Origin of the sequence: Sanyastnella coralliicola (assembly GCF_030845195.1) — a bacterium.
In the GTDB taxonomy this organism is placed as follows: domain Bacteria; phylum Bacteroidota; class Bacteroidia; order Flavobacteriales_D; family Sanyastnellaceae; genus Sanyastnella; species Sanyastnella coralliicola.
Map to the genome: position 1 here is coordinate 3,956,801 of NZ_CP132543.1, position 15,829 is coordinate 3,972,629.

Genomic DNA, 15,829 nt, shown 5'->3' on the forward strand with positions numbered 1-15,829 from the left:
CTAACGCCTAACGCCTAACGCCTTAATTGAAGGATACCTTAATCAGATTCTTAATTCCAGCGGCTCCCCAGAAAATGAGTGTTCCAATGATCAGGTGAACCATGTATGCTGAGAACCAGCTTCCTGCGGCATCAAAGTGCCATCCGTATTCGTTCACTAATGTCCAGTCGTTGATGATCATGTATGACCATATAGCCTTTGTATAGACCACAACGCAGACGACGTATGTTTTAAATAGACTGTTCATATCAATGCAGTGTTGTGATTATCAATTCTGTTCATCCAGTAAACACGGGGTGTTTCTAGATCTTTTTAAAACCTCGAAACGTGGTATTCACTTTATTCAACAGGCTCGATTCAAATGCTATGAATGAACTACTAGAGATAGTGCGAAAACTGTGCCATTTTCGCTTAGAAGACATTGATTTCGTGCTTACTGGATCTTAAGCCAGCGTTTGGAAAGTCGAAAATTGGTGCTATGGACAACGATTTGGTAACAGCCTGCGTCCCATTCCTCAACTTGAATCTCAGTTCTTCTATTCAATAGAGACTCATAGACTATTTGTCCTTGAAGGTTGTAAATGGAAATAAGCAGATCGGATCCATTAAATGAATCTGGAGATTCGATAATCAACTTATCCGAACCTGGGTTAGGGTAGATACCCAGGGCGGGGTCTAAGCGATGCTCGTCCGTGTAGACGAAGTTAGAATTCATCATTAGAAGGAACCCATCCTGCTGCGACTGCGCATCTAAGTTCAGGGAGCCTGCGAATGGATTGAAGTCTACTTCTTCTTCAAAGGAACCAACTGCCACTATTTTGCCGTTCGAGTCGGAAACAATGCTGTTTCCATAGTCTTGACCAGGACCACCAGCTGTTCCAGCCCAGTTCAAGGAGCCATCGAGTTCGAGTTCAGCCCAAAAGACGTCTTCGTTCCCGTTCGAGTTGAGACCGACTGCGTTTCCACCTTCTCCGAGGTTCAAGTCTGTTGAGAAGTACCCCGTTATTAAGAGTGAATTCGATGCGCGGACGTCAACATTTAAGCCATAATCGAGTCCTGAACCGGAGAAAATTCGATGCCAGTCGAGGACCCCATCGGGGTTGATTCGTGCAACAAGAATATCGTTCCCAAAAGGTTCAGGAGATTCAATAAGGATGTTTTCTGCACTGGGGTTATAAACGACTGCATTATCGAAGGTAGCCGTGAAGTAGAGGTTGTCTTGATTATCTACCCCACTATCGAATACGAAGCCTTGATCGAATCCATTCTCGTTGGTAGCCAGGATGTCAAGGGAAATGAAGTCTCCATTTGAGTTGTAATGAATGATGTAAATGTCAAAAGCGAATCCTGCATCCACCCCTATTTCGTCTGAAGGATCTGGAGTTAGTTGTCCGGTGTATTCTCCTAAGACTACGATGTCGTTGTTACTCAAGATGCTTATGGAACGGCCATAATTCTCGCCGTCTGGTTGACTTTCTATTTGTCGAGCCCACAACAAATTTCCATTGGGATCGAGTTTTTGAATGAAAGTGTGGGTGTATGGATTGATATCATCTGACGGAATGAAAAACTCATCAGGTCCTGGATCAAAGTCAATTTGATAATTGAATTGACCAGTGACGTAGAGGTTGTCGTCGTTGTCGACTGCGATGTCTCTTGCGAAGTCATTCACTCCAAGTGGTTGAGAGTATCCCCAGAGTAATTCACCTGCGGCATTCAATTTGACGACAAATGAAACCACTTGACTGGAGAATCCTTGAATCCAAGTCTCAGCCGGCCCCGGATCAATGTCGAGGCTATCTAGAAACAAACCGAGCGCATAGATATTCCCTTGTGAATCGCAGGCAAGGTCGGTACAAAAGGTGTTCGTAGGAGAGAAAAAGGCACCGGCCCATTGAAGCTCACCATCGAAATTTAGCTTTCGGACATACCCAGAGCTGAGACCAGTAGAGGTGATGAGGTTTTCGCTCGCCGATGGATCAAAATCAACTTCGCCGTCGAAGGCACCAGCCGTGATGATATTGTCTTGGTTGTCGATGGCCACAGAAGTTTCTTGCCCTCGTGCTTCACCCCCAAGGCTGAAAGCATTTAGAAAATCGGGGTCTTGTGAGTAGGAAGTGAAGAGTAGAAATGTCAGAAAAAAAGAGAGTGCTAATTTCATCAGTATAGTGCTTGCTCGAATGTACTCAATTGGGGAAGAGCAAATCATGATTAACTTGAAGAAGTATGAGTATTGAAGTTGAAGAGGGAATTCCGATTAACTCATGGTGGGTCAAAGGCTTTATTGATATCGCTCAAGCATGGGAAGGTATCGCTAGCGAAAACCAGGTGGATATTGAGGGTCGAGTAAATGCGTACGAGGTGCGCTTTAATTTGAGTATCGAGAACTTCGTGATTTCCGGTTTAAGGAAGCAAGCTAATATCCAAAGTGGCTTAAATACTAAGTCAAGTCCGTACAGTGAAGTGGTTGAGATATCCAGCAAATTCATCGACAGTCCAGCAAGGCAATTGTGGTTGTTCGAACGTTCATTTGCTAACAGACTCAGATTTTTCCTGAATCGCAAGTCACATATGATGATAGAGAATCATATGTATTGGACAAACGAGTACAATTCCGAGTCGGAACAAGCAATTAGAAAGCTCATGCAAACGTTTAAAGTAGACTACCTCTCAATTAGAAAGGGACAGCTGTCATTGCGGCTGTTAAGTATGCCAAGTACCTTCGAACAGGTACAAGCGGTACTCAACGCCTGTCAAATCATCAATGGAAGCAATCAATGATTAGAAAAGTACTCGTATTCACAGGGATCCTCATCCTGGCTCCCGTGATTGCCGCGTTGTATGGGGTGGTGCATGATCAGATTACTTATTCCATCTCGAACGAGTACTACACTAAGTTTAAGTTCATTCAGTTCCGTATGATGGAAATGGGCATGGGAGAAAACATCGGAACAGAAGAACGTCCGGAAATCATCCTCAAGAACCCTCGACTAGGAGCGGCTTACGTAGGTGCTATGGCCACTTGGTGGGTTGGTGTCATCATCGGTGCGATTTTAGCCATGGTCGGACTCCTCCATAAGAACCACCGGAATATGTGGAAGACCACCCTTCAGGCCTTGGTTCTGACGATGGTCATCGCCCTAGTCACGGGCCTTATTGGATTAGGTGTCGGGTCTACATACGAAGCATCTCCCGGCTGGTTTATTCCAGACTATCTCGAGCATCCACAACGTTTTATCATGGTAGGCTCTATGCACAATTTCAGCTATCTCGGTGGTGGTGTGGGGTTGTTGGCAGGGATGTTTTTTAGTCTGAAACGAAGAGCCTCTTTAAAGCGTGATAGTATGATCAGTCCGCCTGAGGCGGGATAGCATGGATAGCATGGTTAGTCCGCCTTAGGCGGAAAGCATGATTAGCTTAGAATCGGTCCACGGTCAGAGTTAGCTCTTCCCCAAGAACTCCATCGCTTGCTTCGCTAGTCCTTCCCAATCACCTTCAAACTCACCTGGCACTTCGAGCCAATCTTTCATCGGTCTTCCTTTTCCTGAGGGGTCCCAATTGACTGACCCTGGATATTTATCTAAGAGTAAGGCTACTTCGTCTCTACCAATTTTGAAGACCATCGCCCCTTTGAAGAAGGCAGCGAAAGCTTTCCCATTCGCTTTTAGACAAGGCTTGCCGAACATTTGCCCCAAAGTGGTTCCGTATTCTTCGGAGAATTGTTGGCCGATCTGTTGGTAGGTGTGCTCACTCATAGGGCTAATATCGTAAACCGTTGGCAGTATGCAGTATGCCGTGCGCTGCATCTTGTTCGAACCAAAAACCAAGAACCAAGAACCAAGAACTAGCGACTAATGACTAATAACTGTACCCTCGAACCACTTCCAATTGAATACCTACCGAATCTCCTACTTTGACGACCAAATTCTCAAACCCATAGATGAATGCCTGTTTTGGGCAGGCGAAGAGTTATCTTTGCGGCAACCAACAACCAATGAATCATGTTTAAGTCAAGACTTCTCTTTTTGATGCTGTTCTGTGTATCTGTTTTCACTTCCCAAGCACAGACTATAAAATGGGAGTGCCAGGATACGTGTGTTAACGAAGATGAGGACCTGTTGTGTGGCACGACAGATCACTTTAAGCCGGTCATGCCCAATGGAGAAGGTATCAATACATTCACTGAGTTGTCAGATGGGTCATTTCTTTTGATCACTGAAGGGTCCGGAAATGGTGGCTCTGAACAAAATGTAACTATTCAGAAACTGACAAGTCAAGGTGAGCCACTTTGGAGTAACAAGGTGTTTAGCACTTCTTCTATAACTGTTGCGGACGTAGCAGAAGACTTAAACGGGAATATAATCCTCGTGGGTAGTTATGCTGGAAATGCGTTCTCAGAAGATGGATTGTTCGATTCACTAGCAGAAGGACAAACAGACTCGTTCACCCTAAACTATCAATCAAATGGTGGTTTTAACTGGGGTGCGAGCATCGGGGCTGCTGGCGTGGATAGAGCGCAACAGGTGACTACCGATAATGAAGGGAATATCATTGTTGCCGGTACATTCTCAGGAGAAGTGAATTTCAATACCGATGACGGGGGTGATGTGATCAACCTAGTGTATGTCTTGTCTGATGGATACGGATCAGCGTTCAAATTGGATCCGAATGGAAATACACAATGGGCAACCGTTGTTGACCTTTATGAAGAGCTCGAGTTCACAGATATGGACACAGATCAGGATGGAAATACTGTGTTCTCTGGGAAATACTGTAGTAATGTAGGTCTAGAAAATCCAATATTCGTTGGATGCGATGGAACTCATAATAATGTACTGGCAGGTATGATCAACCCAAATGGTGGAAATACCTGGATTGGTTCAATTGAAAGTGATAGCCCTATTTCATTGCGTTCCATGCATGTGTCTGGAAATGGGCTCATCTACCTTATGGGAGGCTACCAGGGATTGGTAGATTTTGATTTAGGTCCTGAAGTTCAAGAATACAACTCCGAAGGGGGAGCAGATCTCTTTGTCGTTGGATACGACGCCAATGGAACGTTAGTTGAGCCGTTGACTTTAAGTTGGGCTGATGGTGACGCTATCGCGGAAGGGCTTTCTGAAGATGAGAATGGGAACATGTTACTTACATACGCCAGCGCACTTTCACCACAAGCAGATCTCCTTTGTGCAAACCCTAATGAAGAGTGTGTGAATGAAATGATTGTGGGTCTAATGACTTTTACTTCCGCAATGAATGGCGGTCAAGCTACGGTAAGCCCAATCTGGTCGAATACCGTGACACGCAAGGGAGGTGGAGATTGGAACTGTACAATGCAAGGCGGAGCCATCGTGTGTACATGTCAATGCCTATCCGCTTCTATCAATACTGGAGGTGGTCCACTTGACATCAATGCAGCAGACAGCGAACCGTTCGCACTCTTATTCGGCATTGAACAAGAAGGATGTACAGATCCAAACGCATGTAATTACGACGCTTCTGCGACAATTTCTGATGGGAAATGTTTGTATTCTGAAACGTGTGCTGAGTGCGGTGGTGATGGTGAATGCATCGGATGTACGGATGTGAACGCTTGTAACTACGCACCAACAGCATACATCTCAGATACATGTACATTCCCTGATGGCTGTACCGATCCAATGGCGATCAACTACAACGAAGGCGCTTCATGCGACGACGGTACCTGTGTTTACCAAGATGAACTCTGCGGTGAATGCACCGTGTGGGATGAAGAGCAAGGTAAGTGTATAGAAGACCCAGCCTGCGCTGCTTCATGCTTCGGTGATGCCAACAACGATGGTGTGATCGGCGGTGCGGATTTGCTAGCGTTCTTGGCTGCGTTTGGGGGGGTGTGCGAATAACTCCTCCTGTTAAGGACACGCATGCGTGTCCCTAGCTTTACTCCAGAACAACAAACGGATCTGAAAACTTCAGATCCTGCATGACCGCGTGGTCGGTGAGGGTTTTCATGAAGGCGATCATGGCTTGCTTCTCTTCATCGGTGAGATTCATTTGAAGCGGAGGGTCACCGTTTTCAGTGCCAGTCGTTAGGCGTTCATCTAGGTTAGGATGGGCTTGAAGGTTATCGCTGTAGTGATCCATGACTTCTTCTAGGGTGGCGAATCGTCCGTCGTGCATGTACGGACCAGTGACTTCTACGTTTCGCAGCGACACAATCTTGAACATGCCGATGTGATCTGGATTGCCGGTATTCACATAGTATCCGCTATCTACCGTCATTGTTTCCAATCCGTTATTAGCAGGTTCTAGACGCGTGAAGAAGTTGTAGCTATTGTGGCATTGATTACAGCCGAACTCTCCGCTGTAGAATAGGTCTTTCCCAAGGGTCTCTTGCTCGTTGAAGTTGGCGAAGTTCGTTGGTACTCCATCGTCGAACTTAGTGTCGAACGAAACAATGGAACGGATGAATTGAGCCATAGCGCGAGAGATACGGTCTGTGGTAATTTCAGGATCACCGAAGGCTGCTTCAAAGAGGGCAGGGTAGTGCTCTGTTTCGCTGAGTTCAACAAGGAGTGATTCTAGATCTTGATCCATTTCGGTTGGATCTACAATTGGCATCAATACCTGAGCTTCCAATCCGTCAGCACTCATGTCCCAAAAGAAATCGCGGAAGTAGCGCATGTTCAATAGCGACATACTGTTTCTGCGTGTCACGTCACCGTGCACCCCAATGCTGAATTGGCGTGGGTCAGTGAAGGCAAAGGCTTGTTGGTGGCAAGACGCACACGACATCGTATTGTCAACAGACAACGCTCGGTCATAGAAGAGTACCCGACCAAGAGTTGCACCTTCATTGGTAATTGGATTCCCAGAAGGTTCATTGTTGGCAGCGTAGACATTTAATTGGGTGTTATTCGCTACGTGATCAGGTAACCCAAGGTAGGCGTAGTCAAAAGGTTCTTCGGGAAGTACCAACTCATACCGCACCTCCTGTTCCTCTGATGGAATCTCCTTATCCTTCTTGCAGGCCGCTATTAATATAACCACTGCACATACCGCTAGTAGTGAACGCATGGTGGAATGTAGGGAGATCTACCTGAAAACGAAGCCTCAGTAAAAATGAAAAATCGCTCAAACTACTGTTTTCAAAATTGTTTGATAAGCCTGAATTGACAGCCAAAAGAGTATAGATGTTCTTTGACGCTAAAATCATTGAGCTCAAAGAAATGATATCGAGCCCCAGGTTCGATAGCCATTCTCATTTTTTCACCTATTGGAATTTCTATACCAAAACCGAATAGCCCTACGAGACCGAAATCATTGAAATCAGTTATCGTGTTTTCTGACCTTTTGACTTCTGAATCACCATTGTCGTACTCAATTATACCTTTCGAGAACTGGTTCAAGAACAAGCTCGGTGCAATACCTGGAGATATATAAACGGAATATCTCATGAAATGGATAACGTACCTAGTTCGTAATGGGATTTCTATGAAGTGTGATTGATACAAAAGATCAGCAGTACCTATGAATTCATTAAACTCTCCGAGCACTGGCAAGTCGTTCGTACGCGTTACATACCGAATGTATTGAATGCCGAGTTCGATTTGAGTTCCATTTTTAAATTTATAGTGACCTGCAATTCCAGCTGTGAACCCGAGTCCGTAATCTTCTGACTCATTTCGAAGGTCGATTATCCGCTGTACCGATTCATCGCCTTTCAAAACTCTATACGAATAGCTCGGACCTATGTCAAGAGATAACGCGAAGCTCGATTGGCCTTGTGTAATGCCAGATATCCCCATTAATAATACACACCAGAGCATTGCACATTTCTTCATCATATAGTAGTAGTGTTCTCTGTTAAATTAAGGATTTTCGGTCTACGGTCTACGGTCTACGGTCTACGGTCTACGGTCTACGGTCTACCTCAAAAGATACATCTTGCCAATCCCATTCTGGAAGTACTGACTGGCTTGAGAGTTCATCTCTAGGTCTTCGCCATGTAGACGCGCTCGCACGGTGTAGAGATAGATGCCGTTGGCAAGCGGATCCCCAAACTCATCTGTTCCATCCCACCAGAATTCGGTGAGGTTGCGGCCTACTTTTAATGGCCCCAATTCTTCAGTGTGAATTTCTCTAACTACTCGTCCGCCTACGGTCATAATGCGGATCAGGACTTCGTCAGGGGGTTCGGTACCTGTTACAGTGAACACGAATTGAGTGCGGGTACTGAATGGGTTCGGGTAGTTGAGCACCTCGGTGATGGTCGGACGAGAATCAATGGTGAACTCGATGGTGTAATCGATGTCGCCGCTTTGGTTTCCGCTTTTGTCTTGTGCTTGTACAAATAGTGTGTACTTGCCGTCTTGGTCAAAGAGCGGGGTGTATTCTAAATAGGCCTTGTTACGTTCGTCCATGGCCGGGAAGAAGCGCAGAATATCTGTTTGAGAGAAATACACTTGTTGTTGCATTCCATCCGGCCAATTCACAAAGAGTTGGAAGAGGGATGTATCTGCTTCTTCATTCAACAAGAGGAATGGATTTTCATCATCTAGCGACACCCGAATCATCGGTTGATCTGAGATGAGGTCTCCATTTAAGATGTGCAGGCCGTCAAAGGTGACGTCTAGAATTGGGTTAATTCTGTCTTCACTAACGTGGAATCGTAACTCCGCAATGTTGTTGAAGTGGTACTGTTCTGGTTGGTCATAAACGCCTTGCGCAACTGCAGGATTCGCTTCCACCCGAAGGGTGAGGTCACCTGACAATCCGAAAGTTGGAATCATCAAGGTGTCGAGAAGAATATCTCCGACGACTAAGGGCGCCTGGCGCTGGTAAGTCACTGGAATTGGTGTTCCACCGCTGCTCGAGATCTCATAGCGTACTAAGAGACTGTCCATATCAAACTGTCCGATGTTCTCGATGGCGATGGCAATCGGAAGCTCTTCACCTTGCTCAACAGTGTCTTTTGGGAACCAGAATCCAGCGGATGGGTTCAGGGCACATTCAGGGACGTGATCACTGATCAGCTGCCAATAGTTGATTTGCGCAGGAGTTTGATTTTCGTCGTCGTGAAGTGCAGTTTGGAGTCGAAGCGTTGGGTACTGGTTTGCATTGATTTCCATGCCCAAGTTCTGCCATTCCTCTTCGTCACTGATGAAGTCAGCAAGCTCAACATCTGGCTGACCAATGTTCGAGCCGAGTACTTTTACTCGTGTGCTGTCACCTTCTTCTTCATCGTAATTCCAGTAAAGTGCTTCCCAGTTGGTCACCGGGCCGAAAACCGGACTCGTCATTCCACCAATTCCGAAGCTTCCAGTCATGGTGGTTTCCATTTCAATGAGTTGACTCTGCTCTACGCCATAAATCTCTTCCGCGCTAGCGAGATCACCCATACGCGTGAAGAAAATAAACGGGACACTGTCTTGAGCATTGGTGTTAATTGCCGTTGAGCCCATGTCAGTGAAAAGGTCATACAGTTCAGGGCCATAAGCATCCCATCCGTCGTAATTCACGTATTTCCAGGTGTAGACCAAGAGGTAGTGGTTGTCTGGAATCTGGTTAGACAGAAGGTCGACCAAACCAGCCATTTCGTCTGGGTTATTCTGACGGAAAATGAAGTACTTCTCTGGTCGGTTTCTGCCATTCGCACAGTCCATCAAGTTTCCAAAATCATTCTCGGGGAACAGATCGTTATAGTTCGACTCCCAAGGAGCAAGTGTTATTGGGTCCATGACCGCTACATGAAGCGCAGCGGCACTTCCGCAGCCTCCATAATCTTGTACATCGAGGTCAAGTTGATAGCGTGTGGCGCTAATCTCAAAGACGTCGGCAGGGTCACCGTACACGGTACATTTCATATTGACGTCTCCAGTAAAGAAATCGAAGTCGCTGTCAGCTTCGTCAAAGGTGACTTGATCGTAACGATTGAATCGGAATTGATCAAAATGTGATTGTCCCCAACCTCGCTCACCTGCTTGGTATTGGAAACTGTGCATTCGCCAGTTGAGTTCTTCTCCGGCATCTACTTCTGCCGCTGTACGCCAATAGTAAACAACCTGATCTTCGAGGTTAAAAGGAACTTCCCATTCGACCACTCCACCAGTGCTCATCACCTGGCCTTGCTGCAGTTGTGGACTATCAAAACTATCGACGGTATCGATTTCGAAACGGTACGAATGATTCTCAGCGAAAGGATCTCCTGTTGATGCCTTCAGAGTGGCTGTTCCTTCAGGTTCGATGGCGTAGTTGAAAGGGTAAACAGGGATGAGGTTACCGCTCGTGATGAAGAGCTCAGCTCCGCTAATTGTATTGTTCGCGAGTTCTTCAAGCTCTTCCACGGCATTCACCGGGAAGTCGACCAACACGTCAAAAGTGTTCAAGCCCACACCGTTCAATAGATCTACCGGGAGTGTGAAGTAGGCTGTGTCTCTGAAGTAGACAGGCGCCATCTCTACAAAAAGACTTGTGTCTTGTCCGGTAGGAAGATGACGAATAAGCTCAACGCCGAAGGGTTCATTTACCGCTTTACCTAGATTCGTCAAGGCCACTTTCACGGTAAATTCTTCCAATTCTGTGCTTACTTCTTCGGGCTCAAAAATCACATCTTCAACCGAAACGCTGTAGTCAGGATGATCCCATGCATTTAACACCACTGCAGGGTCTCCGTGGAGACTAAAAGTTAAGGCTGTATTAATGGTCAGTAGGTTCGTTGATTGACCTTGGAATGCTTGCACTGCCCTTCGCATATTCTGACCAATAGACCCTCCATAATTCTCTTGAAAGAGCTGTCGGTAGAAGTTTTCGGTCCATATATTCAAGAACCCTGGCGCGCCAAGGTCTCCTTTGGCGATGAATCCAATAACCCCAGCATTTGGCTCCAAAACGAACTCTTCGCTCGTACTAAAATTCGTTGGCAAGTGGATGTTACCGGTGTAGCAGCTGTTACCAATCAAAAGCGGGTATTTGCCTTGATTATTATAGCTTCCTGGAGAGTCAATATTGACGTCAAAACCGGTGCTCGAGGCGTGTCCGAAGAAGGTCATGAGACTGACTCCTTCTTCGATCAACAGCGCAATGGAATCACTTAGATTGAGCTGGATTGGATCGGTTGAAGTCTTGAAGAAACTATACACATCACCACCAAAGCAAGTGTCTTGTGCAATGCCGCGGTAGGTATTGAGGTAACCACTGAACAGCCCTTGCTCAAAGCTATTTCCACCACCACCGAAGTGAATAACCCGCTTCATCCAGTCAGAAGGGGGTTGTGCTTCCAGTTCAATGACCTTATTCAAGTAATCAAGAACGGCTTCTGAGTTCTCGGCAGCGAGTCTTCCCGTTGGAATAGCCATGTCAAGATCAGATCCGTTAAGTCCCGAAGTAATGGCGATATCAGATGTTGGATAACCCCAACTCGGTACTAAGTTTCGTGCGTAATTAGATGGGTTGTTTCTTGCGCCTTGCGTGTTTGAGATCTTCATTTCGAAGATCGATTTTCCGATCAAGAAGAGGTGAGAAGGATCGCTTTCCCAACTTTGAAGTAGGTGGTCACAGAATCGTCGAATCGCCAACGGGTGCTTCCAAACTCCAGCGGCGTATTGCATGTACAACTCATCAACGTTGGCTACCAAGGCTTCCATGCCTTGTGTTTCGCGATAGAAAGCATAGTTGGTAGCTGCGTCTAACAAAGAAGGATGAGCCACGATGACGAAGGCACTATCCTGTTCCACGGCGGTATAATCTGTGAAGTATCCGCTTTGGTTGATGGGTTGAAGGTTGGTGATTTCTTGCGCTAGCGCGGAATCGTACAGCAGTAATTCAGTTCCGCTTGGATTATCAAGGAAGGGAACTAAACTGCGCCATTCAGCTTCAATGAATGTGAGAGGAAGTGCCCGTTTTAGTCCGTTTGTAGTGACTTCATACAAGGCCGGATCATCCCCATTAAAAACAATGTCGAGTCGCCCTTCCGCGTTAGCGTCAAAATTCTTCAACTGAAAACGGTGGAGCAAGGTCGCATTGAAGTTCGGCTGGCGTCCGTAACGCAATTCCATCCAACCTACCGAATGCCAGTCTGTAGCTACATCGAGATCATCGATGGAACGGTGGGTGACGGTAGTAGCACCTCCACCCAATTGATCTGCCGGGACGGTCCACTCAAAGCGATTGTGTTGATACCCCCAGTAGATGGTGTCAACGACTAGGTTAAAGTTATTTCCCCAACCCACCTGAAGATGGTGGTTATAGACTCCAGAGGCAGACGATGCCGATGCCGAAGTAGCCGTGAAAATGGCTTCAGGCGCCCCAGGTCCGTTATACATTTCAGGGTGCGGAATGGCATGTGAGCGCGAAGTGCCTTGAGGGAATCGGGTATCATACCATCCTTCGGCTTGTTCATAGAAAGGCAAGGAAATACCGTTGTTGTCTTGCACACCAAGCAGGTATTCCAAGTTAAAATTAAGCCTTGATCGCGAGGAAACCCAAGGAGCTTCGTTGTAGTTGTCTAAAGTGCCTGACGGGATATAATCTTGAGTTCTCAATGAAGGCCCGGGAGCCCAAGTCAAGAAATAGTTGGCGGTATCATTGAAGAGACTGTAGTTCGGATTGACCTGATTTTGCAGTTGGTCGTAGGCCCATTGATCGAGCCATCCATCGTTCTTTTGAGCATAAAACTGCAGGTAATCTCCTGGTCCAAAACCATCATTGTTTTGGTCTATGACCTCCACGAATTGCTCTTGTCCTCTCCCGAAAAGTTTGATTTCATCAACGTTGACCCCATTGATTGGGAACGCCGCTTGGGCCATTTCTTCGTAGGAAAGTCTGTACACGCCGTCTTCAACTACCTCAAATCGCCAATACTGACGGGAGTAGTCGATCCATTCATTTCCAAACTGCCCAAAAGTGGGAAGTGAAAGAAGGCATAATATGACAGCAATAAAGCGCACCACAACGAAGTTCGATGATATCTCTCTGCTACTGAGATCTCACTATTCAAGTTACGCAAGGAATGGTGTTTATTTCTGGAGAGTTTGGGGTAGGGTTGAACTCCTGACTTTTTAGGCGTTAGGCTTTGGGCTTTAGGCGTTAGAGGTTTTAGGGCTAAATGGCTAAATGGCGAAATGGCGAAAGGTTTACTTTTAATATCCGGCCACCGATTCCGGCGTCCGGCGTCTGGCGTCCGTATTTTTTAATCACCGCAATCCGCAATCCGCGATCCGCGATCCGCCCCCCTTTTAACGATACCTAACATGCGAAAACCAATTTCTTCACTTTGGTTCTCTAGCTTAGTGCTATGATCATTGTCCTTCTTCGTTTGGTCTTGTTTCCTTTGACTACCCTGATGTGTTCTTTGTTGGGGCTGATAGTTCGCGGATTAGGCTTTGGTCATTCAATGGTGTATCGTGTGTTTTTGTTGTGGCGGTGGTTGCAGCACAAAATCATGAGCGTTGAAGTGATTTCTGAGGGAGAGATTCCACAGCATGGAGCCATCATTATGGCGAATCACCGCTCTTATCTCGATATCATAATGATTCCTTCATTGACGCCTGTGGTATATGTGGCGAAGGCGAGTGTGCGTAAGTGGCCCATTGTTGGTTGGGGAGGTGATGCCATGCGCACGATTTGGGTGGATCGAGGAAGTAAAGAGAGTCGAAAAGAGACACGAAATGCCATTATGGATCGCTTGGAAGAAGACCTCAGCGTGATCATTTATCCTGAAGGAACGACCTCTGTTGGTCCGGGTGTGTTGGATTTTAAGCCTGGTATGTTTCACGCTATCGCGGGAAGCGATTTGAGTATTATTCCGGTGGCGATTGAATATGAAAATCCGAAAATCGCCTGGGTGGGTGATGATCTCTTTATTCCACACTTTTTGCGGGAATTTAGGTCACGCAAAACACGCGTTAAAGTAGCCTTTGGGGAGCCTGTTTCTGGTGAAGATGGAGAGGAGATTCGCACCCAAGTCCAAGGGTGGATTGAGGAGCGAACGCGCACCTTTCGGAAGGAGTGGGATCAAGGACGTTCTTAATCGCTTCCACATTCCTTGATAAAGCCGTAAATTTGCCGCTCTAAAACAAGCTGCTATGCATCGTTCGCATACCTGCGGAGAACTCCGCATTGACCATGTTTCTCAGGAAGTAACCCTTAGTGGATGGGTTCAACGTTCACGTGACCTTGGAGGGATGACCTTCGTCGATCTTCGCGATCGCTACGGAATCACTCAGTTGGCCTTCAATATGGATTCACGCGCTGAGCTCTGTGAACAAGCTCGCAAACTCGGACGAGAGTTCGTGATTAAGGCCACGGGAACGGTGATCGAACGAAGCAGCAAGAACAAGAACATTCCAACAGGTGAGATTGAAATTGATGTGACTTCATTGGAAGTACTCAATGCTTCAAAGACACCTCCTTTCACTATCGAAGATGAAACAGATGGTGGGGATGACCTTCGTATGCAATACCGTTACCTTGACCTTCGTCGTGGTCCGGTCATGAGCAACTTGATGTTGCGCCACCGCATGTCGATCGAAAGTCGCAAATACTTGGATTCAATCGGATTCATGGAAGTAGAGACTCCATATTTGATCAAGTCGACACCTGAAGGAGCACGAGATTTTGTTGTTCCTAGTCGTATGAACCCAGGTCAGTTCTACGCATTGCCACAGTCTCCACAGACGTTCAAGCAGCTCTTGATGGTTTCAGGGTACGATAAGTACTACCAAATCGTAAAGTGTTTCCGTGATGAAGACCTTCGTGCTGATCGTCAGCCAGAGTTCACGCAGATTGACTGCGAAATGGCTTTCGTTGAGCAAGAAGATGTGCTCAACACTTTTGAAGGAATGGTTCGTCACCTATTCCAAGAAGTGAAAGGAATTGAAGTTCCTGAGTTCCCTCGCATGACATACGCTGAGGCTATGGAGCAATATGGTTCTGATAAGCCAGATATCCGCTTCGAGATGAAGTTCGTAGATATGGCGCCTGTGACCAAAGACAAAGGATTCAACGTATTCGATAGTGCTGAAGCAGTGCTAGGAATCGTAGCTCCGGGATGTGCCGAATACTCACGCAAGCAGTTGGATGCCCTGACGAACTTCGTGAAGCGTCCACAGATTGGAGCGAAAGGATTGGTGTACTGTAAAGTGAATGCTGACGGTACATTCAAATCAAGTGTAGACAAGTTCTACTCTCAAGAAGATCAAAAAGCATGGATGGAGCACACAGGTGCGAAAGAAGGTGACTTGATCTTGATGTTGAGTGGAGATCTAGATAAAACACGCAAGCAACTAAACGAGCTTCGCCTTCACATGGGTAGCGAACTTGGATTGCGTGACCCAGAGGTGTTCAAACCGTTATGGGTTGTTGACTTCCCACTTCTTGAATGGGATGAAGATACCGAGCGTTACCATGCGATGCACCACCCATTCACTTCACCAAAGCCTGAGCATATGGACATCTTGGAGTCAGATCCAGGAAAGGTAAATGCGAATGCGTACGATATGGTGATCAATGGTGTTGAAATTGGTGGTGGATCTATTCGTATTCACGATCGTGGAATTCAGTCACGTATGTTCGACCTCCTTGGATTCACTAAGGAAGAAGCATTGGCTCAGTTTGGCTTCTTGATGAACGCCTTCGAATACGGAGCACCTCCACACGGTGGATTGGCACTTGGGTTTGACCGCCTGTGTTCACTCTTCGGTGGAAGTGATTCCATCCGTGATTTCATCGCCTTCCCGAAAAACAACTCTGGACGTGACGTGATGATTGATGCTCCGGCACCGGTTGATCAAGCACAGCTAGACGAACTATTCCTCGATTCAACCGCTCCGCAGGGGGAAGAGGTGTAGGT

11 protein-coding genes are annotated in these 15,829 nt (G+C 46.5%); 5 read left to right on the forward strand and 6 right to left on the reverse strand.

Going from position 1 to position 15,829, the window contains the following annotated elements:
- Nucleotides 1–22 precede the first annotated feature (22 nt).
- Both RA156_RS16085 and RA156_RS16090 read right to left on the reverse strand, forming a co-directional pair.
- On the reverse strand, nucleotides 23–247 hold the full coding sequence (locus RA156_RS16085) for a hypothetical protein (protein ID WP_306641580.1): 225 nt from the start codon (nucleotides 245–247) through the stop codon (nucleotides 23–25).
- Between the two features lie 186 nt (nucleotides 248–433).
- Complete coding sequence (locus RA156_RS16090) at nucleotides 434–2,161, reverse strand: T9SS type A sorting domain-containing protein (RefSeq protein WP_306641581.1); 1,728 nt, start codon at nucleotides 2,159–2,161, stop codon at nucleotides 434–436.
- A 65-nt stretch (nucleotides 2,162–2,226) separates the two neighbouring features.
- Here RA156_RS16090 and RA156_RS16095 point away from each other — a divergent pair, with 65 nt between their 5' ends.
- The gene (locus tag RA156_RS16095; RefSeq protein ID WP_306641583.1) at nucleotides 2,227–2,781 is read left to right on the forward strand and encodes a hypothetical protein; all 555 of its coding nucleotides are present in this window, start codon (nucleotides 2,227–2,229) and stop codon (nucleotides 2,779–2,781) included.
- The gene (locus tag RA156_RS16100) at nucleotides 2,778–3,371 is read left to right on the forward strand and encodes a hypothetical protein (protein WP_306641585.1); all 594 of its coding nucleotides are present in this window, start codon (nucleotides 2,778–2,780) and stop codon (nucleotides 3,369–3,371) included. Before RA156_RS16095 ends, RA156_RS16100 begins: the two co-directional genes overlap by 4 nt.
- 69 nt (nucleotides 3,372–3,440) lie before the next feature.
- On the opposite strand, the gene RA156_RS16105 is transcribed toward RA156_RS16100, so the two are convergent.
- Nucleotides 3,441–3,755 (reverse strand): hypothetical protein, encoded by a 315-nt coding sequence (locus RA156_RS16105; protein ID WP_306641587.1) that lies wholly within the window; start codon nucleotides 3,753–3,755, stop codon nucleotides 3,441–3,443.
- 246 nt (nucleotides 3,756–4,001) lie between these two features.
- On the opposite strand from RA156_RS16105, the gene RA156_RS16110 reads away from it, so the two are divergent.
- Nucleotides 4,002–5,882: a hypothetical protein gene (locus tag RA156_RS16110; RefSeq protein ID WP_306641589.1), complete on the forward strand. Its 1,881-nt coding sequence runs from the start codon at nucleotides 4,002–4,004 to the stop codon at nucleotides 5,880–5,882.
- A gap of 37 nt (nucleotides 5,883–5,919) precedes the next feature.
- Here RA156_RS16110 and RA156_RS16115 read toward each other — a convergent pair whose 3' ends face one another.
- The 3 genes from RA156_RS16115 to porU2 all read right to left on the reverse strand — a co-directional run bounded on the left by RA156_RS16115 (nucleotide 5,920) and on the right by porU2 (nucleotide 12,926).
- Nucleotides 5,920–7,056 carry a cytochrome-c peroxidase gene (locus RA156_RS16115; protein WP_306641591.1) on the reverse strand — a complete coding sequence of 379 codons (1,137 nt, stop codon included), beginning with the start codon at nucleotides 7,054–7,056 and terminating at the stop codon, nucleotides 5,920–5,922.
- Between the two features lie 71 nt (nucleotides 7,057–7,127).
- The gene (locus RA156_RS16120) at nucleotides 7,128–7,826 is read right to left on the reverse strand and encodes an outer membrane beta-barrel protein (protein ID WP_306641592.1); all 699 of its coding nucleotides are present in this window, start codon (nucleotides 7,824–7,826) and stop codon (nucleotides 7,128–7,130) included.
- An 81-nt stretch (nucleotides 7,827–7,907) separates the two neighbouring features.
- Nucleotides 7,908–12,926 (reverse strand): putative type IX secretion system sortase PorU2, encoded by a 5,019-nt coding sequence (porU2, locus tag RA156_RS16125; protein ID WP_306641594.1) that lies wholly within the window; start codon nucleotides 12,924–12,926, stop codon nucleotides 7,908–7,910.
- Nucleotides 12,927–13,273: 347 nt separating this feature from the next.
- Here porU2 and RA156_RS16130 point away from each other — a divergent pair, with 347 nt between their 5' ends.
- A complete protein-coding gene (locus RA156_RS16130) occupies nucleotides 13,274–14,008 on the forward strand; it encodes a lysophospholipid acyltransferase family protein (RefSeq protein ID WP_306641596.1) in 735 nt (244 codons plus the stop codon).
- A 55-nt stretch (nucleotides 14,009–14,063) separates the two neighbouring features.
- Complete coding sequence (gene aspS / locus RA156_RS16135) at nucleotides 14,064–15,827, forward strand: aspartate--tRNA ligase (protein ID WP_306641599.1); 1,764 nt, start codon at nucleotides 14,064–14,066, stop codon at nucleotides 15,825–15,827.
- Nucleotides 15,828–15,829: the final 2 nt, after the last annotated feature.